General features: G+C 29.0%; 22 protein-coding genes. 9 read left to right on the forward strand and 13 right to left on the reverse strand.

Translation table 11 applies throughout. The features are described 5' to 3' along the window. Positions 1-104: 104 nt before the first annotated feature. Positions 105-1,457 (forward strand): UDP-N-acetylmuramate--L-alanine ligase, encoded by a 1,353-nt coding sequence (locus ACYPV9_RS07675; protein ID WP_459742787.1) that lies wholly within the window; start codon positions 105-107, stop codon positions 1,455-1,457. On the opposite strand, the gene ACYPV9_RS07680 is transcribed toward ACYPV9_RS07675, so the two are convergent. From ACYPV9_RS07680 to trkA, 6 genes are all read right to left on the reverse strand, one after another. After that, complete coding sequence (locus ACYPV9_RS07680; protein WP_459742789.1) at positions 1,441-2,541, reverse strand: nucleotidyltransferase family protein; 1,101 nt, start codon at positions 2,539-2,541, stop codon at positions 1,441-1,443. The two genes, ACYPV9_RS07675 and ACYPV9_RS07680, sit on opposite strands and share 17 nt — an antisense overlap. Next, positions 2,531-3,670: a phosphoenolpyruvate carboxykinase (ATP) gene (locus ACYPV9_RS07685; protein WP_299064857.1), complete on the reverse strand. Its 1,140-nt coding sequence runs from the start codon at positions 3,668-3,670 to the stop codon at positions 2,531-2,533. Before ACYPV9_RS07685 ends, ACYPV9_RS07680 begins: the two co-directional genes overlap by 11 nt. Before the next feature lie 88 nt (positions 3,671-3,758). Beyond that, positions 3,759-3,917, reverse strand: coding sequence for a hypothetical protein (locus ACYPV9_RS07690; RefSeq protein WP_459742792.1), 159 nt, complete (start codon positions 3,915-3,917; stop codon positions 3,759-3,761). A 25-nt stretch (positions 3,918-3,942) separates the two neighbouring features. Beyond that, the gene (locus tag ACYPV9_RS07695; protein ID WP_459742794.1) at positions 3,943-6,309 is read right to left on the reverse strand and encodes a T9SS type A sorting domain-containing protein; all 2,367 of its coding nucleotides are present in this window, start codon (positions 6,307-6,309) and stop codon (positions 3,943-3,945) included. A gap of 102 nt (positions 6,310-6,411) precedes the next feature. After that, positions 6,412-7,911 carry a TrkH family potassium uptake protein gene (locus tag ACYPV9_RS07700; RefSeq protein ID WP_299064860.1) on the reverse strand — a complete coding sequence of 500 codons (1,500 nt, stop codon included), beginning with the start codon at positions 7,909-7,911 and terminating at the stop codon, positions 6,412-6,414. After that, entirely contained in the window at positions 7,912-9,258 is a 1,347-nt protein-coding gene (gene trkA / locus ACYPV9_RS07705; RefSeq protein WP_299064861.1) for a Trk system potassium transporter TrkA, read from the reverse strand. 140 nt (positions 9,259-9,398) lie between these two features. Between trkA and radC the strand changes: the two genes are divergently transcribed. Genes radC through ACYPV9_RS07720 form a run of 3 tightly spaced genes read left to right on the forward strand, consistent with a single transcriptional unit; the run spans position 9,399 to position 12,280 of the window. Beyond that, positions 9,399-10,085, forward strand: coding sequence for a RadC family protein (gene radC / locus ACYPV9_RS07710; RefSeq protein WP_299064862.1), 687 nt, complete (start codon positions 9,399-9,401; stop codon positions 10,083-10,085). Positions 10,086-10,119: 34 nt separating this feature from the next. Beyond that, positions 10,120-11,424 carry a polysaccharide deacetylase family protein gene (locus ACYPV9_RS07715; RefSeq protein WP_459742797.1) on the forward strand — a complete coding sequence of 435 codons (1,305 nt, stop codon included), beginning with the start codon at positions 10,120-10,122 and terminating at the stop codon, positions 11,422-11,424. Position 11,425: 1 nt separating this feature from the next. Further along, positions 11,426-12,280 (forward strand): hypothetical protein, encoded by an 855-nt coding sequence (locus ACYPV9_RS07720; protein ID WP_459742799.1) that lies wholly within the window; start codon positions 11,426-11,428, stop codon positions 12,278-12,280. Here the strand turns inward: ACYPV9_RS07720 and ACYPV9_RS07725 are convergent. Both ACYPV9_RS07725 and ACYPV9_RS07730 read right to left on the reverse strand, forming a co-directional pair. Further along, a complete protein-coding gene (locus ACYPV9_RS07725; RefSeq protein ID WP_459743055.1) occupies positions 12,250-13,521 on the reverse strand; it encodes an oligosaccharide flippase family protein in 1,272 nt (423 codons plus the stop codon). The genes ACYPV9_RS07720 and ACYPV9_RS07725 overlap by 31 nt on opposite strands. Further along, positions 13,522-14,658 (reverse strand): glycosyltransferase family 4 protein, encoded by a 1,137-nt coding sequence (locus tag ACYPV9_RS07730; protein ID WP_459742801.1) that lies wholly within the window; start codon positions 14,656-14,658, stop codon positions 13,522-13,524. A gap of 74 nt (positions 14,659-14,732) precedes the next feature. On the opposite strand from ACYPV9_RS07730, the gene ACYPV9_RS07735 reads away from it, so the two are divergent. From ACYPV9_RS07735 to ACYPV9_RS07750, 4 genes are read left to right on the forward strand one after another with little or no spacing between them, the layout of a single operon-like run. Then, the gene (locus ACYPV9_RS07735) at positions 14,733-15,416 is read left to right on the forward strand and encodes a YjjG family noncanonical pyrimidine nucleotidase (RefSeq protein WP_459742803.1); all 684 of its coding nucleotides are present in this window, start codon (positions 14,733-14,735) and stop codon (positions 15,414-15,416) included. A gap of 33 nt (positions 15,417-15,449) precedes the next feature. Beyond that, entirely contained in the window at positions 15,450-15,998 is a 549-nt protein-coding gene (locus ACYPV9_RS07740) for a hypothetical protein (RefSeq protein ID WP_459742805.1), read from the forward strand. A gap of 1 nt (position 15,999) precedes the next feature. Continuing rightward, entirely contained in the window at positions 16,000-17,367 is a 1,368-nt protein-coding gene (locus tag ACYPV9_RS07745; protein ID WP_459742807.1) for a DUF5723 family protein, read from the forward strand. Between the two features lies 1 nt (position 17,368). Continuing rightward, positions 17,369-18,193: a hypothetical protein gene (locus ACYPV9_RS07750; RefSeq protein WP_459742809.1), complete on the forward strand. Its 825-nt coding sequence runs from the start codon at positions 17,369-17,371 to the stop codon at positions 18,191-18,193. On the opposite strand, the gene ACYPV9_RS07755 is transcribed toward ACYPV9_RS07750, so the two are convergent. Continuing rightward, positions 18,190-19,461, reverse strand: coding sequence for a replication-associated recombination protein A (locus ACYPV9_RS07755; protein WP_459742811.1), 1,272 nt, complete (start codon positions 19,459-19,461; stop codon positions 18,190-18,192). The two genes, ACYPV9_RS07750 and ACYPV9_RS07755, sit on opposite strands and share 4 nt — an antisense overlap. A gap of 78 nt (positions 19,462-19,539) precedes the next feature. Between ACYPV9_RS07755 and ACYPV9_RS07760 the strand changes: the two genes are divergently transcribed. Beyond that, positions 19,540-20,208 carry a rhomboid family intramembrane serine protease gene (locus tag ACYPV9_RS07760; RefSeq protein ID WP_459742813.1) on the forward strand — a complete coding sequence of 223 codons (669 nt, stop codon included), beginning with the start codon at positions 19,540-19,542 and terminating at the stop codon, positions 20,206-20,208. Between the two features lie 8 nt (positions 20,209-20,216). On the opposite strand, the gene rlmB is transcribed toward ACYPV9_RS07760, so the two are convergent. From rlmB to ACYPV9_RS07780, 4 genes are all read right to left on the reverse strand, one after another. Beyond that, positions 20,217-20,960 carry a 23S rRNA (guanosine(2251)-2'-O)-methyltransferase RlmB gene (gene rlmB / locus ACYPV9_RS07765; protein WP_299064872.1) on the reverse strand — a complete coding sequence of 248 codons (744 nt, stop codon included), beginning with the start codon at positions 20,958-20,960 and terminating at the stop codon, positions 20,217-20,219. A gap of 83 nt (positions 20,961-21,043) precedes the next feature. Beyond that, positions 21,044-21,784: a hypothetical protein gene (locus ACYPV9_RS07770; protein WP_459742815.1), complete on the reverse strand. Its 741-nt coding sequence runs from the start codon at positions 21,782-21,784 to the stop codon at positions 21,044-21,046. A gap of 13 nt (positions 21,785-21,797) precedes the next feature. Continuing rightward, complete coding sequence (locus ACYPV9_RS07775; RefSeq protein WP_459742817.1) at positions 21,798-23,288, reverse strand: RagB/SusD family nutrient uptake outer membrane protein; 1,491 nt, start codon at positions 23,286-23,288, stop codon at positions 21,798-21,800. An 11-nt stretch (positions 23,289-23,299) separates the two neighbouring features. Beyond that, positions 23,300-26,335: a SusC/RagA family TonB-linked outer membrane protein gene (locus ACYPV9_RS07780; RefSeq protein ID WP_459742820.1), complete on the reverse strand. Its 3,036-nt coding sequence runs from the start codon at positions 26,333-26,335 to the stop codon at positions 23,300-23,302. Between the last annotated feature and the right edge of the window lie 13 nt (positions 26,336-26,348).

Raw genomic sequence — 26,348 nt, forward strand, 5'->3', positions numbered from 1 at the left:
GCGATACTTTTTACAAGTAAAGTTAACTTTTCGCTTAGTTTCGTCATAAATATAATCAATAATGTAAAGAGCTTTTGTACTTTTACTTTTTAAAATTTTGTTAAATGAATATTCATTTTATTGCCATCGGTGGTAGCGCAATGCACAATCTTGCAATAGCATTATACCAAAAAGGATACCAAGTTTCTGGAAGTGATGATACAATTCACAATCCGTCTAAATCTAGATTAGAAAAATATGGTTTATTGCCAGAAGAATTTGGGTGGTTTCCAGAAAAAATAACAAGAGATTTAGATGTTATTATTTTAGGAATGCATGCTAAAAAAGACAATTTAGAATTACAAAAAGCCCAAGAATTAGGAATAAAAATTTATTCTTATCCTGAGTTTTTATATGAGCAATCTAAAAATAAAACAAGAGTTGTTATTGGTGGTTCTCACGGTAAAACAACAATAACGTCTATGATTTTACATGTTTTAAATTATCATGAAAGACAAGTAGATTACATGGTTGGTGCGCAATTAGAAGGTTTTGAAACGATGGTGCATTTAACAGAAGAAAATGATTTTATTGTTTTAGAAGGAGATGAATATTTAAGTTCACCAATAGACATGCGTCCTAAATTTCATTTATACAAGCCAAATATAGCATTGTTAAGTGGTATTGCTTGGGATCATATTAATGTATTTCCAACTTTTGAAAATTATAAAGATCAGTTTCAAATTTTTACGGATTCTATGGTTAATGGCGGAAGTATGGTGTACAATGTTGAAGACGAAAACGTAAAAGACGTGGTAGAGTCTTCTCAAAATCATATTAAAAAATATCCTTACCAGACACCGAAACATTTTGTAGATAATGGTGTTACTTTTTTAGAGACAGAAGAAGGTGATTTACCTTTAGAAGTTTTCGGAAACCACAATTTGCAAAACTTGGCTGGTGCAAAATGGATTTGTCAGCATATGGGAGTAGATGAAGATGATTTTTATGAAGCAATAGCAAGTTTTAAAGGAGCAAGTAAGCGTTTAGAAAAAATTGCAGAAAATAACTCTACGGTAATATTTAAAGATTTTGCCCATAGCCCAAGTAAGGTTGCAGCAACTACAAAAGCTGTCAAAGAACAATATTCAGATCGAATGGTTTTAGCTTGTTTAGAATTACATACGTATTCTAGTTTAAATGCAGATTTTTTGGCAGAATACAAAGGTGCGTTAGATGCAGCAGATAAAGCGGTTGTATTTTATTCTCCAAATGCAGTAAAAATTAAACAACTAGAAGAAGTAACTTCAACGCAAATAGCAAATGCCTTCGAAAGAGAAGATTTAATTATTTATACCAATCCAACAGCTTTTAAAGAGTTTTTAATTAAACAGAATTTAGATAATACAGCATTAGTACTAATGAGCTCTGGAAATTATGGTGGTTTAGATTTTGATGAAGTTAAGAATTTGGTTTAGATTTAATAAGTTTTAATTGTTTTAAATAGAAGTTTAAATTTTTTAATCTTCTAAATGTATAGTTACTATATTCCCTATCTGTAAATGAATATTGTAAAATTTTTAATTTATCTTTTAACTTTATAAGAGAATCTATATATTTTATTTTCCTTAATTCAGATTTTGAATTCTCGATTGTTTTTAAATATGAATCAACATATTTTTTAGCATCAGAATTTTTTATATATTTTAAAGATTCAGGCTTATTTAGAAGTAAGTGAGCACATGCTTTATAATTATTTAGATACTTTTTAATCTTGGAATTTGATATCTCTAAATCTAAAGAATTCTGTGTCTTATTAGCAAGCAAAAAACTATCATAAATGTTTCTTAAAGCCAAAGATTTAGAATGATATAAGTTGTCATTTATTTGTTTTTGTAGAATTGTAATCAATAATTGGTTTTCAAATGAAGTTATATTACATTTTTCTGATTCAAATGATTTGTTTTTTAAGGCTTGATAATTTAAAAGTGAAGTGTAAGGCTTTTTTAAAACTTTATTATGTACTTCTACAGCTGCAATTCTGTCTTTTTTAGTCATTTTTGGATAGTGCCAATGAAAATCCATATAAGTTTCATTTTTACTAGAATATTTATCAATTTTTAAAATTGAAACAGCTTTACTAAAATTATCTTTCGAAACAATAAAATCAATATCACCAACCATTCTTTCTGCAATATCACAATACAAACCTTCTAGTAAATTACCGGTTCCTTTTAAGAAAATTGGTGTTATATTATTTGCTAATAAAAGAGTGTTAATTTCTTTTGCCTGTTCTATAATTTGTTTGTTTCTTTCCCTGTTTAAATCGGTAATATGGATCATGTAATCTACCAATTCTTCAGGTAAGTATTGTAATAGATTTGCTCTTTTTAAATTACAATATAATGCAGGAAAAACATAATGTTGTGTACTTACTTTAACAACAGAATCCCAATCTATTTCTGTCTTTTTTAATAGTATTTCAATTTCGATTCGGTTTTTTTCTTCTAATGTTATTGTAAGACATTTAGCAACAAAAAATAATGTTTCTTTATAATTCATTTTCGAAAATTTTTGAAACCGCATTTATCATTTTTTCATTATCAGCATATGTAATTTGATAACAATTGATATTCGAAAACCAATCTAAAAATAGTGCAGCATTTTCTTTAATTGGAGAAAGCCAAGAATCTGGTACTAATTGCTGAAAAGCTTCAATCTTAGAAATTTTACTAAAAGAGATATCAGAATTTTTCTCATACTTTATAAAAACTAAATCTTCACAAGGCAAATGTGCTAAAAAGTTGTTGTTGTTTGGCTCTAAGTAGCGAACGATTTTATTTAGTCTTTTAAAATGAAATTCTGCTGATTTTTCTAACTCAGGATATATTGGTAATAATGTTTTTAAGCTATTTTTTTTTATTGAAATGGATGCAGGAAAACTAAAAACTTCATTTTGCTTTATGTCGATCGGCACAAAATCATCAGCTAAACAAGTGTAACCGTTTGCCTGTAATAAAGCCAAAGAGGTACTTTTACCGTTGCCTGAGTCTCCTAGAAATAATATTGATTTTTTGCCATTAGAAACTGCAGAAGCATGAAAAACTCCCATCCATTCATTCTCTTTTCTCTTATGGATTTTTTGAATTAATTCCATTGAAAATTTTCCTTGAAAATAATGAATGTCTTTTTTATTCCAAGCACCAATAAAATTGTTGTCAATATAAAAAAACACAAAGTTATTATTTAAAAAAACCGTAAAAATAGCATCAATATCCTTTGATTCTTTGGTTTCTAAATGCGCAAATTTTGGATGTACTAAATACAATTCATATTCAGAATTAAATTCAACTTTATAAACTTCGTTATTTATTTTATAATACTTTGTGAACTCAAAAGAAGTTGGTTTAGTAACATCTCTATAATCGTTAATAATTGTATTATTAATTATAGACTTATTGGCATAAATTTTCTTTTCAAGATCTAAAATAAAGTCTATAGTTTTATCCAAAGGGACTTGTAATTTTTTAGCTAATGCAGTAGCTATTTCTTTTACAGAAATCCCTTTACTTAATCGTTTTAAAATATCTGCTGTAGTATTCTCTAATACTAGATATTCGTTACTATTTTTAAACCAAACAATTGTTTTGTCTTCTATGGTTTTAAGTAATATTTCAGATTGATTTTTCATGAAAAATAAATGTAGGTAATTTCTAAATGATATTCAATAAAAAACGCTTCAATAAAATTGAAGCGTTATAATTATATTAAATTTCAGTTTAAAATGCTGATCCAGGTTTTTCTGGACTTTGAGCTTGCGCTTTTTGTGGATTTAAAATCATGTAAGTTCCTAAGGCAGTTAGGGCGGTATATTTACCATAATTAACAATTTTTTTTATAGCTTCTTTACGAGTAATTTTTGTTTCGTTTTTTTTCATGGTGAAATGTTTTATCTCTAAAGAATTATTTTAAAATTATCTTTTTATTGATGCTATTAGAAAGTGTTTCTAATTTTACAACATATACACCAGGCGTTAAATTTGGTAGTGTAATATTTTTTGTGTCAACGATGTTTAGCTCTTTTTTCAAAACATTTTTACCTAAAATATTAAAAATAGAAATATTTATTTTTTCATTATTAAATCCTGTTAATTTTAAGTTCTTATTGCTTGTTTGAAAAATGGAAATATTACTAACTAATAGATTTTCTACATTTAGAGCTTCGTTTGTCTTTGTGTGAATAAAAAAACGATCTTCTGTATTATTAGTTTTTACAGTAGCAACATAAGTAGAAGATGTATCTAGTAACGTAAAAGTACCAGTTAATCTATCTTCTAAATATACGTTATGTTCTTTAGGTAGATTGATGCTGTTTGCAGAAAATGTAATTTCAGAATCAGTAGGTGCATTAACACCAACAGGAATAATCATTGAATCGAAATTAGTTTTGGGTAAGGTTTGAATGGCTAATTTTTTATTAGTTTCTGCAGATACTAATTTTGTATATACTATAAAAGAATCACCAGCACCTGTAAAAATAGAGCTATCATAGCCATTATCAAAACCTGTTGTTTTTTCAGAATAATAGTAGATTGATGTATTCGAAGTTTTACCTTCGGTTGTAATATTTAAATTAATTTCTGGTCTTAAATTTTCTACTTTATTAAATGTTCCTGTTGTTTGATGATTTTGATCTGCTTGTTTAAATTTAAAGTCTCCACCAGTACTGTTAGACTTTACAAAGAAACTTTGAGCAGGAGCTATGTAAAGAGATGGTCTTTGATTTGTTCCGGTTCCTATGGTTGTTGTTTGATTTACTGTTATGTATTCATCAGAAGTTTTATCCCAAATCCAAAGTGTTTCTTCATCTAATACACCCGAGTTTTCAGACAATAAATTGTTTGAATTAGCATTGGTATTAAAAGGTAAATAAGCAGGATAAGGATTTCCAACCAAGTTAAAAGCATTACCTGAAGTGGCTGTTTTGTCGGTAACTGTAATTGAAACATCAGAAGTAGGTGCATCACCTTTAAATCCTAAGTTTCCTTTCGCAGTATCAGAATTTAAAGCAGAATTTGGTAAAATGCTGTACCCTTTACCTTGTTCCATTGTTAAAACAGCACTTGCATTGGCAACATCAACTTCGGCTTTAGAGTAATAATCCCAACGAAGATTAGCATCAGATTGAGAGTTATCGTAAAATGCGATTCCGTAGTTTGTAGCACTTTGTTGTAATGCATTAAAAACAGCAAAATTTCCATCTCCAGTATTACCATCAATTAATTCTCCAACGGTTGGCGAAGAGATTAAACTCCAACCAGATGTATCATCAATAAAAGTTTCTGTAAAATAGAAAAAGGAATTATCATCCACAGAAGTATAACTTCCGTTTAAAATTAGTGTTGCTGCATCTAAAGTTTTTGATGCAGTAATTTTAGACTCTAAATATAAAGAGCTCCCTGCATCCACTGTAATATTTCCATGTACAGTTAAACTGCCAGATAAAACAGATAATCCATCAGCCTCAGAAATTGATATATTTCCAACTTCTGCATTTGTAGTTGTACTAATTTCAGGTGCATTTGTCATTAAATCAGGAATACTAACTAAAGAACTAGAGTTAGGAACACCATTATCCCAATTTAAAGGGTTATTCCAATCAGAGCTAATTGCACCTAACCAATTTGTGGTTAATATTGTAAAAGATTCTTTAGAAATAGGCAATGTAGCTTCTCCATTACTAGTGTTGTGTATCCAATTATTTTTGTCTATCATAAGATTAAAGTAATTTGAATACGATGCTTCTGTAGATCTTGAACCATTATAAAATCCTCCGTCAGGGTGGGAAACAGGATTCAGTTCTAAAAAATCTACATCCGCTGTTAAACCAGTACCTGTTAACTCTCCACTCAAATTTCCATTTTTTAAACCTGTCAAATACGTTGTAGGTGTATCTTTATCAGTGCCTAAATAAACAAAAACAGCTTCGCCACCTTTGTTCCAATTAAAAGATCCACTTTTTTCTATGGTTCCTTTAGAAACTCCTAATAAAGGATTTCCTGCGGCATCAACATCTGTAAATACAGTGATACTTCCAGATTTTATAATATCACTTCCAGTGTTCCATGTTATAAAACCCGAACCATCTTTTATATATATTATTGTGTTTGGAGATAGATCTACTAAGTTTACTAAAGAAAAATCTGTATCTCCATCTGCATTAAATGCTGTGAAAGCAATATCACCAGTGGTTTGAGAATTTACAGAATTAACTGTGTATAATGCCAAAATAATAAGGCAGAGTGCCTTTAAAAAGTACTTTTGTTTCATATCGTTAGTTTTTTAGGTAGTCTAAATATACAAAAAAATGAATGCGAGTACTAATGTTTAGTGTTTGTTAACAATATGTTAAAATTGAAAAACCAAGGTTTATTAATTTTTACGCCAAAAGAAAGGTGTAAATAATATCAAAACAGTAAACAACTCAAGCCTACCAATCAACATTAAAAAAGAACAAAACCATTTTGCAGAGTTGGTTAAATGAGCAAAATTATCAACAGGACTTACAGAGCCTATTGCAGGACCAATATTTCCTAGAGAAGATGCTGCGGCTCCAATTGCAGACATAAAATCTAAACCTAATAACGTTAAGATTACAGAAGATATGATAAAAATTAACATGTAAATTATAAAGAAAGACAGAATGTTAAAAACAATGGTTTGATTTACTGTTTTTCCATCATATCTTACAGGTATTATTGCATTTGGGTGTAATGCTTTTTTAAATTCTAAAAAACTGTTTTTAAGCATAACAATATGTCTTACAACTTTTACACCACCACTTGTTGATCCAGCAGAACCACCTGTAAAAAATAGTGCAAAAAAGATTCCGGTTGCAAAAAAGTTCCACATTGTAAAATCAGCAGAAACAAAACCAGTTGTAGTTACTACAGAAATTACCATAAATAAAGAATGTCTAATGGCACTTTCTGTTTCTCCTAATACTTTAGGATGTGCTAATACAGATTCTAAATTAGGGTCTTGAAAGAATATAATAATAATTGCAATTATTGCAGAGACACCCAAAGTACCAAACAAATAATACTTAAATTCTTCACTTTTAAATACACGTTGCATTTTTCCTTTTAAAGCGAAATAAGTCAACACAAAATTTGTACCGGCAACAAACATAAAAAAGATAATAATGTATTGTATTAAAGGTTTTCCGTTATAAAATGCAATACTATCAGATTTTGTAGAGAAACCACCGGTACTCATTGTTGCCATTGCATGGTTAATTGCATCAAACCATGTCATACCAGCAAATTTCAATAAAAAGAATTCTAATAATGTTAATAGTACGTAGATTAAATACAATCTTTTTGCTGTGTCTGTTATTCTTGGATGTAATTTATCTGCCGATGGTCCTGGAGCTTCTGCCATAAATAATTGCATACCACCAATTCCTAAGAGTGGTAAAATTGCAATTGTTAAAACAATAATTCCCATTCCACCAATCCAATGTGTTGCACTACGCCAAAAAAGAATTCCTTTAGGCATATTATCAATATCGGTTAATATTGAAGAGCCAGTTGTAGAATATCCAGAAATTGTTTCAAAAAAAGCATCAGAAATACTAGGTATTGCACCAGAAAGTAAATAAGGTAACATTCCTGTAAAAGAAAGAATTAACCAACCAAGCGTTACAATTAAATAACCTTCTTTTTTCTGAATATTAGTGTTTGTGGGTTTGTTAAAAAAGTAAAGTAAACTTCCAATAAAGGTAGTTATAATACCAGCATTTAGTATGCCCCATTTTTCAATTTCATCATTAAAAATACTAAACGGAACTGTTAAAAACATAAACAGGCCATTAAGTATTGCTGTGATACCTAAAAAACGATAAATTATTTTTGTGTTTAAATTTCCCATTTATCTAAATAGGCTTTCTACGGTGTTAATTGCTTCTGGTAAACAGAAAACAATCACTTTATCTCCGCTTTGAATTTGCATTTCACCAAAAGACATATATGGCTTGCCGTTTCTAATTAAGCCACCAAAAACAGCATCTCTAGGGAAATTTAAATCTTTAATAGGTTTTTCTGTAACTTTTGCATTTGGCTGAACTTCAAACTCAAAAATTTCTGCATCTATATTGTGTAAATTTGCAGATGCAAGTATTTCTCCTTTTCTAATATGTCTAAAAATATTACTTGCAGCAATTAATTTTTTATTGATTAGAGATTCTATACCTATGGTTTGAGAAATCTCAATATAATCCATGTTTTCTACTAAAGCGATGGTTTTCTTTACTCCTTTAGATTTTGCAACTAAACAAGACATAATATTAGTTTCAGAATTACCAGTTACTGCAATAAATGCGTCGGTTTCTCTAATATTTTCTTCTTCTAATAATTCTAAATCTCTACCATCACCATGAATTACCAAAACATTTTCTAATTCTTCTGCTAAGTTTTCTGCTTTTTCTCTGCTTTCTTCAATTAGTTTGATGTTAAAACTATCTTGACAAAGATTTCTTGCAGTTTTTTGCCCGATACTACTACCACCAAGAATAATAACATTTTTAATGTCAAATTTTTTCTTTCCTATAATCGGATATAAATCCTTCATATTATAACTTGGTACAGAAAAATAAACTTGGTCGTTAAGTTGATACTTCGTGTCTCCTCTAGGGATAATAGTTTGCGCAACATTATCTCTTTTAATAGCAATAGTTATAAAATCGATATTACTAAATTTTTGTTTAGCTTCTTTTACAGTTAAATCTACCAACGGAGATTTATATGTTAAGGCAGTACCCATTACATTAAATAAACCACTTTCAAACTCTACAGTGTCGTTAAAAGAAGATTGTTTTAACAACATTTTTATTTCATTTGCTGCTAATTCTTGTGGCGAAATCATAAAATCTAAACCAAACTCTTTAAAGTTTACTTCACATTCATTTAAAAATTCTGGGTTGTCTATTCTAGCAATGGTTTTTTTAACACCTAAAGATTTACCGATTACAGAAATTGTAAAATTTGTATTCTGACTTTCTGTAACAGCAATTAATAAATCGGCAGAATTTATACCAATTTCTTTTAAAAGTTTTATAGAAGTGGCATCACCTTTTTTGGTAATTACGTCTAAATGATTGTTAATATAATTTAGTTTTTCTCCATCAAAATCTATGATATAAGTATCTTGAGATTCGTAAGAAAGTAATTTTGCTAAATGAAAGCCAACATCTCCAGCTCCAGCTATAATAATCTTCATATGTAAAAATAGATAGAATATAAGTTGCAAAGATACGAAAGTCTATAAATTGTTTTTTTAAAATTGAATTTTCTTTTCAACCATTTAAAAATCATAACTAAGTAACTTAAATCTGATTTTGTATTTTTATAAAAAAAAGCATGGAAAAATTAACCATTAAATCTTGGGCTTTAGACGATAGGCCCAGAGAAAAATTAATTGCTAAAGGTAAAACATCATTATCTGATGCCGAACTTATTGCTATTTTAATAGGCTCTGGTAATAGAAATGAAAGTGCAGTTGCCTTATCTAAAAGAATTTTAAAATCGGTTGATGGTAACTTAAACCAACTAGCAAAACTTTCTTTAGAAAAATTAATTGAATTTAAAGGTATTGGAGAAGCAAAAGCAATTAGCATAATTACAGCTTTAGAGTTGGGTAAAAGAAGGCAGTTAGAAGTAGCCTTAGAAATACCAAAAATAACCAGTAGTAAAGATGCTTCTTTAGTTTTACAAAGTATAATTGGCGATTTAGAACACGAAGAATTTTGGGTATTGTTTTTAAATAATTCTAATAAAGTTATTGCTAAAACCCAAGTAAGTAAAGGAGGTTTAACTGCAACAGTTGTAGATGTTCGGTTGTTGTTTAAAAGAGCTTTAGAGTTGGCTAGTGTAGCAATAATTGTAGCTCATAATCATCCGTCAGGTAAATTACAACCAAGCAATGCAGATAAACAACTTACTAAAAAGATTAAAGATGCAGGCGTTACATTAGATATTAAACTTTTAGATCATTTAATAATTACACAAAAAGATTATTTTAGCTTTGCAGACGAAGGAATTTTATAGAATTTACAATTAATTAAAACTTCTAAACATATAAATGATATTAGTTTATACACATAAAATAACACCAAGAGTTCGTTATATTTTTAAACATATTTTAACTAGAACGCTTTTAATTTCTGTAGATTTTACAACGAAAGTAGAAGAGTTTGTGGCACATAATGGTCCAAAATTAACATATACAAAAACACCTTTAGGAAATGAATTTTTTATAAAAAGTAACGATTTGTTGTTTGAGCAAGGTGTAAACGATTTGGATATCAATATCCAAAAGTGGGATAACACTCCGTGTTTTTTTGGTGCCGGAAGTAAATCTGCAATTCCTTTTGATATTTTTGCTGCGAGTTTTTATTTAATATCACGTTACGAAGAATATTTACCACATGTAAAAGATGTACATGGTCGTTACACGGCAACAGAAAGTTTAGCATATAAAAACGGATTTTTAGAAAAACCTGTAGTAGATATTTGGGCTTATAAATTGTTAGAAAATTTAAAAGAAAAATTTCCAGATTACGATTACAAAACAAGGTCTTATAAATATTTATCTACTATTGATATAGATAATGCATTTGCTTATAAACATAAAAATTTTGTTAGAACCTTTGGTGGTTTTTTTAATGATTTATTTAAACTTCGATTGATAAATGTTTGGTATAGATTTGCTGTTTCTTTAAACATTAAGAAAGATCCTTTTGATAATTTTCAGAAGATTTTAGATATAAAAAAAGCATCTGATATTAGAACCATATTTTTTTGTTCTATAGGAGATTACACCACTTTTGATACCAATGTTTCAGCATCTAAAAATAAATACAGATTGCTTATTAAAGATTTGGTAGATTACGCTAGAGTTGGTTTGCATCCATCTTATTTTACAATGCAAAATCCGGGGTTGCTAAAAAAAGAAAAAGAAAGATTAGAATCTATTACCAATATGCCTGTTATTAGATCTAGACAACATTATTTACGTTTTAATTTACCAGAAACGTATCAGCAATTGATAGATTTAGAAGTTAAAGAAGATTATTCTATGGGATATGCAAGTAATCTTGGTTTTAGAGCAAGTACTTGTACACCATATTATTTTTATGATTTAGATTTCGAAATTCAAACCCCTCTAAAAGTATTTCCTTTTGCGTTGATGGATACGACTTTAAACGATTATTTAAAGATAACGCCTAAACAATCTTTAGGAAAAATTAGAGATTTAAGAAATGAGGTGAAAGCTGTAAACGGAACCTTTATAACTTTATTTCATAATGAAAGTTTAAGCAATCATTTAAGATGGAAAGGTTGGAAAAGATTGTACGAATCTATGATTAAAATAGCAACTTCTTAGGATGATTAAGCTTATCTCAAGAAAAAATATCAATATTGATAAATATGATGATTGCATTCAACATTCAATTCAATCTAGAATTTATGCATTTTCTTGGTATTTAGATAGAGTTTCAAAAAATTGGAGTGTTTTAGTTTTAAAAGATTATGAAGCTGTTTTACCAATTTCTTGGCAGCGTAAGTTGTTCTTTAAATATAGTAATCAACCATATTTTAGTCAGCAATTAGGTGTTTTTTCAAAAAAACAAATTTCAAAAGAATTACAAGAAGAGTTTTTATCTCAAGTATCAGCTAAATTTTTTAAAGTAGTTATTCATTTAAATTCTCAGAATTATTCTACAGAAAATACATCAACATTAAAAAACTATAAACTAAGCTTAAATACTGATTATGATTCTTTAAAAAAGAGGTTTTCTAAAGGAAGAAAGCACGCAATTAAAGTAGGAGAGAAGGCATCGCTTGTTTTAAAAGAAACAACTATCGACGAGTTGATTAAAATACACAATGATAATTATCTATATAAGATTCCGTATAATGTTTTAAGGGAATTATCAAAATCTATTTTATCAAATAAAAAAGGATTTTTATTGGGAGTTTTTGAAGACGGGCAACTGTTGGGTGGCGCACTTTTTACAAATCATAATAACCGAATAACCTATTTGTTTGCAACTTTCACTGCAAAAGGTAAAACTTTACAAGCATCTAGTTTTTTACTATCAGAGGTTATTAAAAAACATCAACAAACTGGTATAATTTTAGATTTTGAAGGCGGTAATATGCCAAATATTGCCAAATTTTACCGAAGCTTTGGCGCAGAAGAAGAAAACTATTTTGCTTTTAAAAGAATTTTCTTATAGAGCTTTTTAAAGCAAATAAAAGAGAACAAACCTGTTAGCCACATTAACAAAGCAGAAGTTATTGCAGCCCCCTTAATGCCGTATTTTGGTATCAAATAATAATTACTAAATATATTTATTGTAAGCGCAATACTAGCAATATAATAGTTTACGTGCGCTTTTCCGATAGACGAAAGTAGGTTGCCAAATAAACCTCTTAAAATAAATATTCCAGAAATTCCAAGCATTAAAATAAAGAAAGTTGTTTGGTATTTAATAAAGCTTTCGTCTAAAAGACCTAGTAAAAAACTACCAAAAAAATAACTAAAGATAATTAATAAGAAACTTACTATAGTAAACAGTTGTATGTAGCTTTTTATATACGTTTTAATGTAGTTTTTGTCTAATATTTTTTCTGTAAAAGCAACAAAATCAGTGTTAATAAAAACTCTTGGTAGAAATAGTAAACTAAACGGAATAATAGAAACATATCTAAAATTTGTTACCATTTCTGCATCGTTTATTAAGTAACCAATTAGTAAAATATCAATAGCAAAAAGTAATTGTGTAACAACGTTAGATAAACTAGCAAAGAAACCGTATCGCCAGAATTGAAAATTTAATTCTGAAACTATTTTTATTTTAGTTGCTTTAATTTTTATCTTTTTGATAAAAAATAATGACGATAAAATAGGTGACAACAACAAAGAGATTATATAACCATTTTCTTGATAATAATAGGTTAAAACGATAATTAGAATTAAGAAAATTAGGCTGTATAAAAACTCGGAATATGCATAGTTCTTGTTGTCGTGGTTTAGTCTTAATTGCGATTTTATGATTTCAAAAAGAAAAGCCGGAATTAATAAAAACGATAAAATAATGATAAAAAACTGTGCTTTTTCAAATTGAAAAGAAATAAAAAAGCTACTAGTTATTATAATACCTATTAATACAAGGCATGAAATTAACCCGTATTTTAAAACATATAAAAAAATATGATTTTTATCTTCTGTATTGTTGTTTAATGCACTAAACCGAAGCAAACTTTGATGTAATCCTAAACCACTGATTGGCAAAATAAACACAATAACATTGTTAGCAAAAAGCAATACACCTAAATCTTGATTATCTATAAATTGTAAAGCTACCCAAGAAGCAGCTAAAGATAAAATCTTAGCAAAAACTGTAGCCAGAAATACATAACTTCCAGAGCGTTTTAAAAAATTTAATATGTACGTTTTAATTAAGTTCAGGTTAATTTATTTTAATGATTTAAAGTATAATTTTTCAAATTCTAGCGCAATTTTACTTTCAGAGAAATTATTAATAACATAATTGTGCATTTTTTGTTTATTTAGTGTCTTAGTTTTAAAACTTTTTTCAAAATTTAAAATACTTTCTAATAATTCTTCTTGGTTATTTCTTTGGATAAGTTTGCCAAAATCATCTGGAAAATATTCATTTATTCCGCCAACATCGGTAGATATTACAGGTACACCACAAGAAAAAGATTCTAAAATTACACATGGTAGATTTTCGTAATTACTAAATAAAATAAACAAATCACTATTTTGTAATCGATTTGCGATTTCTTTATGAGGAATTTGATCAATAAATGTTACATTATTTAGGTTTATACCAATTTTAGTGGCAAAAGTGATGTATTTACTAGAATTTTCACCAATAATTTCAACCTTAAAATTAACTAATTTAGCTTCTAGATTTTTTATCACTTGCAGTAAACCTTCAATATTTTTATGAGGATTAACCATATTAGAAATATGCGATATTGTAAAAACCGAATTTTTAGATTCTGAAGGAACAAACAAATTTGTATCAACAACATTGGGTATTCTTGCGTAATTTCCCTTGAAACCTAACTGCTGCATTGCATCTTTTAAATTGTTAGAAACTGGGCAAATAAATGCTGCACTTTTTGCAATTTTTTTACTGATAAATTTCTCAAGAAAAGAAATGTTTTTAGATAAAGGTAAATGATAACCCGTAAAATGTTCAGAAATAATAAATTGTTTCTTACGAGTTTTTTTTAGATACAAAGTAAAAATACCAAAAGGGTATAATTTATTTAAATGTACAACATCAAAATCACCAATATGTTTTAATAAAGATAGAAAAGCTTTTCTATATAAAAGAATCTTCTTTAAGGGATTTTTCGTCTTTTTTATATAAGCAATATGTATATTTAATTCGTCTTTTTTTTCTGAAACTATTTCTATTTTTTGATTACAATTTTCATCAGAAATTATATGCAAAATTGTAACCTTATGTTTATGTGAAACAGCTTTAGCATGTCTTTCTATAAAATCGCCATTCGTTGGTAATACCCTAGAAGGAAACCAGCCACAAAGGAATAATATATGAAGTTTTTTACTCAAAAAAAATGATTTATTATTACAAATATAACAACTTAATGTGCTAATAGTTTATTTATAATCTTTACTTTTAAAGGATGAAAATAGAACATGTATTTTTCGACTTAGACCACACGCTTTGGGATTTTGATAAAAACTCTGGTTTAACATTCAAAAAAATTTTTAAATTAAATGATGTAGATATAGAAATTAATAACTTTCTAAGAATCTATATGCCTATTAATTTAGAGTATTGGCGTCTTTATAGAGATGAAAAAGTTACCAAAGAAGAATTAAGATACAAAAGGTTAAAAAAGTCTTTTGATAAATTGAACTTTGAAATTTCTGATGCATTGATTGATAAATTAGCGATCGATTACATAGATAACTTATCAAGTTTTAATTATTTGTTTGAAGGAACTTTTGAAATTTTAGACTATTTGAAAAGTAAATATCAATTACATATCATAACAAACGGGTTCGACGAAGTTCAAACAAAAAAAATGACAAGTTCAAAAATTATTGATTATTTTGATGCTATCATAACTTCTGATTCGGTTGGCGTAAAAAAACCGAATCCGAAAGTATTTAATTATGCATTAAAGAAAGCCAATGCAACTGCAGAAAACTCGGTAATGATTGGTGATAGTTTAGAAGCAGATATTAACGGTGCTTTAAATGTTGGTTTTAAGGCTATTCATTGTGTTTTTAATGAAGAAACACCTACAGATGCAAATGTAACCTCCGTTGCAAATTTACTAGAGATTAAGCAATATTTGTAGGTAATTATGCGTTTAATTTTTTAAATATTTAAGATGAAAAATAATATAATATTAAAAATGCTTTTGTGTTTTGTTTTGATATTTGGCTGTTCAGATGCAGTAGATTTCGATCAAATAGACAACTATACCATAAAACCTACATATGCTTTATCATTAACCTATTTTACAATATCTCCAGATAATTTTGTGCCAATACCAGGCGCTCCACCAATTACTGAAATTTCAGAAAAATCTGACGTTAAAATATTTGAAACAAAATTTATAAGAGAAAATTTAGTGCAGCTAGATTTCGATTTTGAAATTACAAATAGATTCAACAGAGATTTTACGGTAGAAATTTCTCTTTTAGATGAAAATGATACTCTTATTTATAAATTAAACGACTTAAAAGTGACGGCAAATAATTTAGAATTTAAGCAAAAAGAAATTTTAAATATCGAATTAAACCCGAATGTAAGAAATTTTACTAGAGTAGAGGTAAAGCTTAGTTTAGATGATAGAACCACGCCTATACTTGCATCAGATGTTGGTGAAATAATATTTAATTCTGCAGCAACAATTCATTTAGAAGCGCCTTTATAAAATGAAAACAAAACTATTATACTTAGTATTTATCTTTAGCATTGGTGTCAATAGTCAAAATAAGCAAGTAATGTATGACTTTGCAGGTTTACCACAAACATTACTTTTAAACCCAGGTTTAGAAACTAATTATAAATATCATATTGGCGTACCTATTCTTTCTGGTTTTTCATCAGAATTAGGATCAACAGGTTTTTCTGTTGCAGACTTATTTGCTGCGGATAACAGAAGTATTACAGATAAAGTAACAGCTGTTTTAGCAAATATAACATCAACTGATTATGTAAGTTTAAATGCTAAGATCGATGTAATAAATGTTGGGTATAGGTTAGATGATAAGACATATTTAAGTGGCGGTTTTTATAATGAAGTAGACGGTATTGGTTATTTACCTAAAGACGGAATTACACTTTTGAACGAAGGTAATGCGGCGTATTTAAACAAAAGCTTTAGTATCTCTCAAATACTATATAAACTTGATTATCTTGGTGTAATTCATGCAGGAATTACTAGAAAAATGGATGACAATTTAACTTTAGGAGCGCGTTTTAAAATTTATTCATCTTCGTTAAACGTAGAATCTACAAATAACACAGGTACTTTTACTTCTAACCTTGGCAATAATAATATTTATGTGCATTATTTAGAAAATATAGATATAAATTTTAGAACCTCTGGTTTGATTAAAGACAATGAATATATTAATGATGCAAGTACTTATATTGGAAATACTTTTTTTGGCGGAAATATGGGTGTTGGATTAGATTTTGGGTTGTCTTATAAATTTTCTCCGCAATTACAGTTTTCTGCAAGTTTATTAGATATAGGTTTCATTAACCATAAAAAAAATATTAAAAACACCACTACAAAGGGTAGTTTTACTTTCGAAGGAATTGCTTTTGATTATAACACTAATAATACAAATTATTGGCAGAATTTAAATGATGATTTTGAAGAACAATTACCAACAGAAGAAAATAAAGATTCTTACATTTCATGGAGACCCACCAAATTTAACGCTGCAATTAAATACAGTTTTGGTGAAAAAAGAAGTAAATATTGTTATGATGATACTTATAAAGATTTTTATACAGATGCATTTGGTGCACAATTGTATTCAGTTTTTAGACCTTTAAATCAGCAATTTGCTTTAACTGGTTTTTATGAAAAGTCTTTTTCTAATAAATTACATGCAAAAATTACCTACACAGTTGACGATTTTTCATATTCGAACATAGGTTTTGGGCTTTCTACCCAAATATGGAAAATTAATTTTTACGGACTTGTGGATAATGTCACAAAATTATCCGACATTTCTTCTGCAAATAATGTTTCTTTACAATTCGGTTTTAACCTTTTATTTAACTAAAATGAAATTAATTTATACACTTCTATTTTTATTAACTTTTAACTCTATATTTAGTCAACAAAAACAAATTAATAATTATAAATATTTAGTTGTACCAGAGAAGTTTGGATTTTTAAAAAAAGTAGATCAATATCAAACAAGTTCATTAACCAAATTCCTTTTTAAAAAAAATGGTTTTACAGTTTTGTTAGATACAGACGAATTTCCGTTAGAACTTAAAAACAATCCATGTAACGCATTAAATATTATTGTAGAAGATAAATCTTCGATGTTTAAAACCATTGTTTTTATAGAATTAAGAGATTGTTTAAATAAAACAGTCTATACTTCTAAAGAGGGAAACAGTAGAATTAAAGAGTATAAAAAAAGTTATCAAGAGGCAATTAGAAGAGCGCATGCATCAATGGTTGATGTTAAATATGAACCAAGTATAGAAGTTACTAAAACGAATGATAATAATAATTCTATACATGCTACCAATACTAAATCGACAGTTATTAATAATCAAGATAATCTAAAATCATCAAACTTAAAACCTTTAGTTAAAACTAATAATATTAATTTGGAGGTAAAGAATAACCAGAAAACAGATGTAGTTACTAAATCTAGTAGTAGCAGTGCATTATATGCTCAAGCAAAAGAAAATGGATTTCAGTTAATCAATTTAAAACCAGAAGTTGTTTTTGTTATTTTAAATAGTAAAGTTAAAGATGTCTTCATTATTAAAGGTAAAAACGGAATATTCTACTTGAAAGATAATAACTGGATTGCAGAATACTACAAAAATGGTAAGTTGGTTCAAGAAAAATATCAGGTTAAGTTTTAATAGTCGTATCTATTTTTCCATCTATTTTTTAATACTTCTTTAAATTGATTTTCTCTTTGGTTATTGCCAGGTTCATATAATTTTGTGCCAGAAATTTCTGAAGGTAAAAATTCTTGATCTATAAAGTTATTAGGGTAATTATGTGAATATTTGTAATCTTTACCATATTCTAAGTCCTTCATTAATTTTGTAGGCGAATTCCTTAAATTTAGTGGTACTGATAAGTCACCGGTTGCTTTAACCAAACTTTGTGCTGCTCCTATTGCCATGTAAGAAGCATTACTTTTAGCAGAATTTGCAAGATAAACAGCAGTTTGACTTAATATAATTCTAGATTCGGGGTTTCCGATAACAGATACTGCTTGAAAAGTATTGTTTGCCAAAATTAGTGCTGTTGGGTTTGCGTTTCCGATATCTTCAGACGCTAATATTAACATTCTTCTCGCAATAAATTTTACATCTTCACCACCTTCAATCATTCTTGCTAACCAATAAACTGCGGCATTAGGGTCGCTACCTCTTATAGATTTAATAAATGCTGATATAATATCATAATGTTGTTCACCAGTTTTATCATATCTGGCAGTATTTTTTTGAATTTTAGATAAAACCAATTCATTAGTTATTTCTATTTCATCATCAGCAGAAACTAATAATTCAAAAATATTTAAAAGTTTTCTAGCATCTCCACCAGAAACCTGAAGCAATGCATCTGTTTCTTTTAAGGTAATTTTTTTAGTTGCTAAAAATTCATCTTTTTCAATGGCTCTATTTAATAATGCAATTAAATCTTCTTTATCAAAAGAATTTAATATATAAACCTGACATCTAGATAATAATGCAGGAATCACCTCAAAACTTGGGTTTTCTGTAGTTGCTCCAATCAATGTTACCCAACCTTTTTCTACTGCGCCTAATAAAGAGTCTTGTTGAGATTTGCTAAATCTATGTATTTCATCAATAAAAAGAATCGGATTTTTAGCAGTAAATAATCCGCCGCTTTTTTTTGCCTTATCAATAACTTCTCTAACGTCTTTTACACCAGAACTTATGGCACTTAAAGTATAAAATGGTCTATTAGATGCTGTGGCAATTATGTTTGCTAATGTTGTTTTACCGATTCCCGGAGGTCCCCAAAGAATTAAAGAAGGAATAATACCTTGCTTAATTAAATTAGTTAATACACCGTTTTTACCAACTAAATGTTGCTGACTAATATAATCTTCTAAAGTTTTCGGTCTAATTCTTTCTGCCAAAGGTTCATTCATACCGTAAAAATAGTAAAGTTTTATGACAGATGTTGTTAATTTCTAATTTGGTAGAATTTTTGATAATTTTGATCTAACATGAAAGAAGAAAATCAACTTAATACATCTAGATCTATTTTTTTTATACCTGTACTTTATGTAGTTAGTATTTGGCTAGTGTATTGGATAGAAATAAAATTTAATTTTAATTTCAATAAATTCGGAATTCTACCTCGAGATTTTACTGGTTTAAGAGGTATAGTGTTCACTCATTTTATTCATAGTGATACTAAACATTTATTTAATAATTCAATTCCCTTATTTGTATTACTTCTGAGTCTGTTTTATTTTTATAAAGAAATAGGCTTAAAAATATTATTTTATGGAGGAATATTATCGGGGTTTTTAACTTGGATAATTGCTAGAGAGTCTTATCATATTGGTGCCAGCGGTATAGTATACTTACTATTTAGTTTTGTTTTTTTTAGCGGAATAATTAGAAGGCACTATCGATTAGTTGCTTTATCTTTAGTAATTATTTTTTTATATGGAAGTATGATTTGGTATGTTCTACCAATTAAAGAAGGGATGTCTTGGGAAGGGCACTTATCTGGCTTCGTTGTAGGATTTCTATTTTCTGTAATTTATAGAAAAAAAGGTATCGTTAAAGAAGAGTATCAATTTAGTAACACTGAATTTGATACATATTTTGATGAAGAAGGAAATTATACTCCTCCAGAACTTAACAGTGAAGTAGAGGAGGAGTAATAATTCTTTTAATTCATTCTTTGCCTTACTGTTTCATATAAGAAAGCACCACAAGCAACAGAAACATTTAAAGAAGCTATTTCACCTAATAATGGTAATTTTGCCTTATAATCTACCATTTTAAGTATTGATGGATTAACGCCTCTATGCTCAGACCCCATAACAATTGCTATTGGTTGATTTAAATCAACTTCATATAAAGAATCATCTGTTTTTTCAGTTGCAGCAACTGTTTTAATTTCTGCAGATTGAAGAATAAATAATGCATCTTTTATATGATCTACTTTACAAATAGGAATTTTAAAAGCTGCACCAGCAGAAGTTTTAATAGTTTCGGCATTTACAGGAGCACTACCATTTTTTTGCACGATAATTCCGTTAACACCAGTACACTCTGCAGTTCTTATAATTGCTCCAAAATTTCTAACATCAGAAAGTTGATCTAATAATAGAAAAAGTGGTTTCTTATCACTTTCTAAGGTCTTTTCAATTAAAGATTCTAAATCATGAAATTCTATTGGTGATATTTGAGCAACGGCACCTTGATGATTGTTATTTTTAGATAAGCGATTCAGTTTCTCTACAGGTACCATACTTGTAGTTAGTTTTCTTTCTTTTATTAATTTATCTAATTCATAGAAAAGATTTCCCCTTAAACCTTTTTGAAGGTATATTTTATTAATTGTAGAACCACTTTCGATTGCTTCAATAATCGCTCTAATTCCAAAAATATTTGTCATTTCATTATTCATTTTGCAAATGTATGTTAATTTAAGAGCAAAAAAAAACCATCTCTAAAAGAGATGGTTTTAATGTTATATAATATTAATAAATATTATTTTTTTACTAACGTCATTTGTCGTTTATCTGTATATCCATCTACAGTATATTTAATAGAGATGTCACCGTTAGCTAAAACAGTACCTTCTCCTGAAGTTGGAATACCAAAACTAGACTCAATCACTGAACCAGTAACTGAAATCATATTACATCTATCATTTATTTCAAATGCATAAGCAGCACCAAAATAATTATCTCTACTTACAGTGTAATTACCTTCACTAACTCTTGTAACAGTAACATCAGCACCATTACCATCAGAAAAATAGTATTCACCTTCTAAGTCTGAAGGACAGAATCTTTCTAGAGAAACAGTTAAGGTTCCATTACCTATTGTTGCTTCTTGACCTTCGATACCAGTAATATTTAAAACAAGGTCTACACTACCACTCAAAGGTACATTTTCATATACGCCAGTAATAGAGGCAGTTGCTGTAAATTCACCAGCAGGTATTACGATAGAGTTAATTTGATAAGCATTAGCTGCAGCTGTACTTGATTCGTCTATAGAAACATTAATAGTTCTATCTTGATCAGATACGGTTGTTACTTCAATGTTTACATTTGCTGTACTTGCTTCATTTTCTTTTACAGGTATTGCTGCACTTGTTGAAGAAAATTGAACAAAAGTTTGTCCATTTACAACATCATACTGAACATTTTCTTGTTCTTCACAACTTGTAAATAATGTGGTTACTATTAGCGTTAAGACTAATAAAATTTTATTTGTTTTCATATTTTAATATATTTTAGTTATAACCTGGGTTTTGTTGAGTACGTAAATCAGGGTTACCGTTAAATTCAACTAAAGGAATTGGTAAAGTAAATCTGTAATCAGTTGCAGGTAAAGTTGCTGTCATTCCAAATTCAGCTGCATCTACAGGATCTCTTTCTACTCCTTGATTAGCTCTTTCACCTAATCTTTTGATATCTTTCCATCTGTGACCTTCAAAAGCAAATTCAACTCTTCTTTCATTTAAAAGAGCTTCGTATGCTTCTTGTTGTGAACCATAACTAGGTAATGGCTGATCTGATCCAAATCTGATATCTCTTAAGGCTTTAATGTCTTCTGCAGCACCAATTAGGTCATTTCTGGCAATCTTTGCTTCTACAACGATTAAATACATTTCAGAAGATCTAAAAACTTTATTATCATTTAATAAAACTTGTCCTGGTTTACCTGGATATTTATTTACTTGTAATACATCTTCCACTCTATAATCTGTAGTATTAGTGTAATCTGGAGCTACAATAGAAACTGGATCAACTATTACGTCATATCTTACATCATCTGGATCGATCAAATTAAATAAACTACGACCTATTTCAAAATATGGAGTGTTGGCACCAAATAGTGTTACACCACCAATCCATCCAGAAGCAGCTACTGTACCAGATCCAGGTTGATTATCATAAATACCATTAACATCTCTCTGTAATTTGAAAATTATTTCTGAATTATCAGAGTCTTGAAACATTAATCTATAGGCAGTTCTATCTGCTAAAGGATATTTTGTTACAAGGCTACTAGCTAAAGATTCTGCAGTTACATAATCTTGTCTATATGCAGCCATTCTTGCACGTAATGCTGTAACAAAATCTTTTGAAACAAAAATTGGATTACTTTCATCTTCAATTAAGGAAGAAGCTTTGTTTAAATCATCTTCAATTAATGCATATAATTCTCCATTAGTACTTCTTAATAATTTATCAGCTATACTAGGAACAAAATCTACTTTTATTACGGCTAATGCGTTATCATCTGTGTAATCTGTAGTAAAGTAACTAACTAATTGAAAATTGGCATATGCTCTTAGTGCGTATGCTTGACCTAAAATGTCATTTTTCTTACTTGCTTCTTCAGCTCCATTAGTTTCAATAAGATCTGCAGCTTCAATTAATCTATTAAGTGCATTTAATCTATCATAACCATTTGTCCAAAAAGTAGACGCAGCAGCAGAGGCAGCATTTAAGTTAAAAATGGCACCGGTAGTTCTACCTTGACCTCCATTTTCTGTACCTTCAGCAGTTTCATCTGTATAATTTACAGCCATAGCTACTTCTCTTGTCAAGTCAAAAAATCCGTAAGCTCCTGTTAAACCATTTTCAAGTTCAGATACGTTGGTAAATGCAACATCTGCTGTAACACGACCAACTTGTTTAATATCTATTGCATTTTCACAACTACTAAATAGTGCGATGCATACAATAATTGCTAAATTATATATTTTATTCTTCATGTTTTTGTTTTTTATAATCCTATTTCTACTCCTAATGAAAATGTTACAGGAGTTGGGTATTCACGTCCTGATAATCTTGATGCAGCATCAAAACCTCTAAATTTAGTAAATGTTACTAAGTTTTCACCATTAGCAAAAATTCTTAAAGTATTTAAACCAACTTTTTTAAGTACTTCCTGTGGAAATGCATATCCAATTGAAGCAAATCTTAATCTTAAATAATCTTTATCTGCTAAAAATCTGTTTGAAGCAAATGTACCAACATTACCACCTGGTTGGATAGAAGGAACATCTGTAATTCTATTAGTAGGTGTCCAAGCTCTTAATAGGTCTGAAGATAAATTAAATTGACTAATTGCTCCTGGATCCATGAAGTTTGCATAATCAAAGTCTAATTGATCAACACCTAAAACATATGCAAATTGTGCTTCGAAGAAAAAACCTTTAAAGTCACCATTAAATGCGAAACTTCCTTGAACTTCTGGAGTTGTATTTAATCCAGACCAAACTCTGTCAGTATCTGGGTTAGGCGTCTCAGTGATGTTTCCATCTTTATCATAAAATAATTCGTTACCATTTGCAGGGTTTACACCAGCATATCTAACGTCGAACCTTTCAAATATCGGTCCACCATTTCTACCTATACCAACAATTTGAACCTCTCCTGTTACTTCATCTACTTCTGCCGGTAAATCAGCTAAATAATTTTTATTAAAATTAGCAACAGTGTTAAAAGTTAATTTGAAATCATTGTTTTTGATAATATCATAAGCAAGATTAACATCTAAACCATTATTGTGTAAGCTACCAACATTAGAGTTAATTGATGTTACACTTGTAATTGCCGATACAGGTAAACTCTGAAATAAATCTGTTGTTTTTTTTCTGTAGTAATCTACAGAACCTCTTAATCTACTATTCCATAAACCAAAATCTAAACCTATGTTAGCTTGAGCAACAGTTTCCCATTTTAACGTGTCATTTCCTAATTGGCTTAATCCAATTGTTTGTTCACCATTGTAACCTACACCTGTAGCAAAAAAGTCAAATGCTAAATCTGGAGAAGTATAATAGTTACCTCCATTAATTCTCTGATTACCTGTAGTACCATAAGAACCTCTTAATTTAAGTTGATTGAATACAGAATCTTCCATAAAGTCAAACTGATCGATATTTACACGACCAGAAACAGACCAAAAATTAGCCCATCTATTTGTCGTAGAAAATCTATAAGAAGCATCACGTCTAAATGTAGCACTTAACCCTAAAGTAGAGTCATAATCGTAATCTAGTGTACCAAAATAAGATAATAAACCAGCATCAATTCTATTTGCAAAAACTGTATCTACAAATAAATCGTCGTTAGCATTGTCTCCAATAAATCCAGCTCCGTCTCCAGGGAAGAAAGTCTTTGGGTTTAATCCGTTAGATGTGAAACCAAAATCTCTTAAGAATGCTTTGAAATATTCAGTATATATCCCTGCATTTATTGTATGCTTGTCAAATTCTATATTGTAGTTTAAAGAAGCTGTTGTATTAAAAGCAGCTCTTCTTCTTGAATTTTGACTTGAAAAACCTGGGTTTTCAGGATTGAAATATTGTGCATTAAAACCTTCAGGGTCTCTTGTACCAACAAAAGATGTTGCTTGATAATCTACACCTGTATTAACACTTGCTACTAAATTATCAGTAAGATTTAAACTTGCATTTACAGATGCAATTATTTTAAGTTCTTCAACTAAAGAAACATCTTTAAATAATTTTTCTTGAATAAAGTATGGACTATAACCAAAAATTAAATTATCTACTAATTCTTGAACAGTAGGAGTTTCTTCTGGTAACAAGTAAGGTAGTGCACCATTAGCTCCAAAAAAAGGATTTTGATTAATACCACTTGTACCTACACTTGTAGGAGTGTTATTAGTAGAATAGTTTAAAGAAACTGAAGTTCCATATTTAAATTTATCAGAACCTCCGTTGATGTTGTTTCTTAAATTAAATCTTTTCAAATCACTTACAGCAAGGATTCCTTCTTGTTCAAAGTAACCTAAAGATGTAAATTGACTTGAGTTTTCACCACCACTTGTTAATGTAAGCGTATGGTTCTTTGTTTGTCCCATTCTTAAAAATTCATCTTCCCAATTTCCATTTGGTAAAGCAGCTATTTGCTCATCAGTTAAAGGAGATCCGTTTGCCGGGTAAGATATACCTACACTAGCTCCTGAACCTAATCCTATACCTCTCTGTCTTTCTAAAGTAGCATATTGCTGAGAGTTCATAAGATTGTATTTGTCTGAAGGAAATTGTGATATACTATATACACTATTAAAATTAACAGCTAAAGGAGCGTTTTTTCTACCAGTTTTAGTTTTAATAACAATAACACCATTTGCACCTCTACTACCATAGATTGCTGTAGCTCCCGCATCTTTTAATACTGTAACTGAAGCAATTTCATTTTGATTAATACTTCTAAAGTTATCCTCATCTACTGGAGTACCATCTAAGATAAAAAGTGGTTCTGTGTTACCATTAATTGAGTTTACACCTCTTAGCTGTACTAAAGCGTTTGCACCTGGTTGACCAGAACTAATCGAAATATCTAATCCAGGAACTTGACCTGCAAGTGAATTTACTAAGTTACCACTAGGTCTATTCTCAATAGCACTTGCATTAAGTTGTGTTGATGAAGTAGAAGCTTTTGCTTTAGTTATAGTAGTATAACCTGTAACAACTATTTCTTCTAAGACATTAGCATCCTCAACTAATTTAATATTAATACTGTTAGAATTGTTGACAACTCTCTCAACTACTTTGTACCCTAAGTATCTAAATACTAAGACATCTCCTTTGCTAACTTTTAAAGTATATTTACCATCAAAGTTAGTTTCCGTACCTGTAGAAGTACCCTTAATTACTATACTTACTCCGGGTAGAGCGCCCGAATCATCAGTAACTGTTCCACTAACAGTCTTTTGTTGAGCAAATGATATTTGCACAACTAACGCCAGTAATAGCGTTAAAATTCCATTAAACTTTGTCTTCATTGTATAATTATTT

Source organism: Polaribacter sp. OB-PA-B3 (assembly GCF_054589375.1).

What these genes read in the sequence shown, in the direction of transcription:
- ACYPV9_RS07780 (WP_459742820.1), bottom strand. Translation starts at nt 26,335, where the DNA reads ATGAAGACAAAGTTTAATGGAATTTTAACGCTATTACTGGCGTTAGTT.
- ACYPV9_RS07680 (WP_459742789.1), bottom strand. Translation starts at nt 2,541, where the DNA reads ATGAATTATAAAGAAACATTATTTTTTGTTGCTAAATGTCTTACAATA.
- ACYPV9_RS07760 (WP_459742813.1), top strand. Translation starts at nt 19,540, where the DNA reads ATGAAAGAAGAAAATCAACTTAATACATCTAGATCTATTTTTTTTATA.
- ACYPV9_RS07740 (WP_459742805.1), top strand. Translation starts at nt 15,450, where the DNA reads ATGAAAAATAATATAATATTAAAAATGCTTTTGTGTTTTGTTTTGATA.
- ACYPV9_RS07695 (WP_459742794.1), bottom strand. Translation starts at nt 6,309, where the DNA reads ATGAAACAAAAGTACTTTTTAAAGGCACTCTGCCTTATTATTTTGGCA.
- ACYPV9_RS07690 (WP_459742792.1), bottom strand. Translation starts at nt 3,917, where the DNA reads ATGAAAAAAAACGAAACAAAAATTACTCGTAAAGAAGCTATAAAAAAA.
- ACYPV9_RS07700 (WP_299064860.1), bottom strand. Translation starts at nt 7,911, where the DNA reads ATGGGAAATTTAAACACAAAAATAATTTATCGTTTTTTAGGTATCACA.
- ACYPV9_RS07685 (WP_299064857.1), bottom strand. Translation starts at nt 3,670, where the DNA reads ATGAAAAATCAATCTGAAATATTACTTAAAACCATAGAAGACAAAACA.
- ACYPV9_RS07770 (WP_459742815.1), bottom strand. Translation starts at nt 21,784, where the DNA reads ATGAAAACAAATAAAATTTTATTAGTCTTAACGCTAATAGTAACCACA.
- ACYPV9_RS07755 (WP_459742811.1), bottom strand. Translation starts at nt 19,461, where the DNA reads ATGAATGAACCTTTGGCAGAAAGAATTAGACCGAAAACTTTAGAAGAT.
- trkA (WP_299064861.1), bottom strand. Translation starts at nt 9,258, where the DNA reads ATGAAGATTATTATAGCTGGAGCTGGAGATGTTGGCTTTCATTTAGCA.
- ACYPV9_RS07745 (WP_459742807.1), top strand. Translation starts at nt 16,000, where the DNA reads ATGAAAACAAAACTATTATACTTAGTATTTATCTTTAGCATTGGTGTC.
- rlmB (WP_299064872.1), bottom strand. Translation starts at nt 20,960, where the DNA reads ATGAATAATGAAATGACAAATATTTTTGGAATTAGAGCGATTATTGAA.
- ACYPV9_RS07750 (WP_459742809.1), top strand. Translation starts at nt 17,369, where the DNA reads ATGAAATTAATTTATACACTTCTATTTTTATTAACTTTTAACTCTATA.
- ACYPV9_RS07735 (WP_459742803.1), top strand. Translation starts at nt 14,733, where the DNA reads ATGAAAATAGAACATGTATTTTTCGACTTAGACCACACGCTTTGGGAT.
- ACYPV9_RS07715 (WP_459742797.1), top strand. Translation starts at nt 10,120, where the DNA reads ATGATATTAGTTTATACACATAAAATAACACCAAGAGTTCGTTATATT.
- ACYPV9_RS07675 (WP_459742787.1), top strand. Translation starts at nt 105, where the DNA reads ATGAATATTCATTTTATTGCCATCGGTGGTAGCGCAATGCACAATCTT.
- radC (WP_299064862.1), top strand. Translation starts at nt 9,399, where the DNA reads ATGGAAAAATTAACCATTAAATCTTGGGCTTTAGACGATAGGCCCAGA.
- ACYPV9_RS07775 (WP_459742817.1), bottom strand. Translation starts at nt 23,288, where the DNA reads ATGAAGAATAAAATATATAATTTAGCAATTATTGTATGCATCGCACTA.
- ACYPV9_RS07720 (WP_459742799.1), top strand. Translation starts at nt 11,426, where the DNA reads ATGATTAAGCTTATCTCAAGAAAAAATATCAATATTGATAAATATGAT.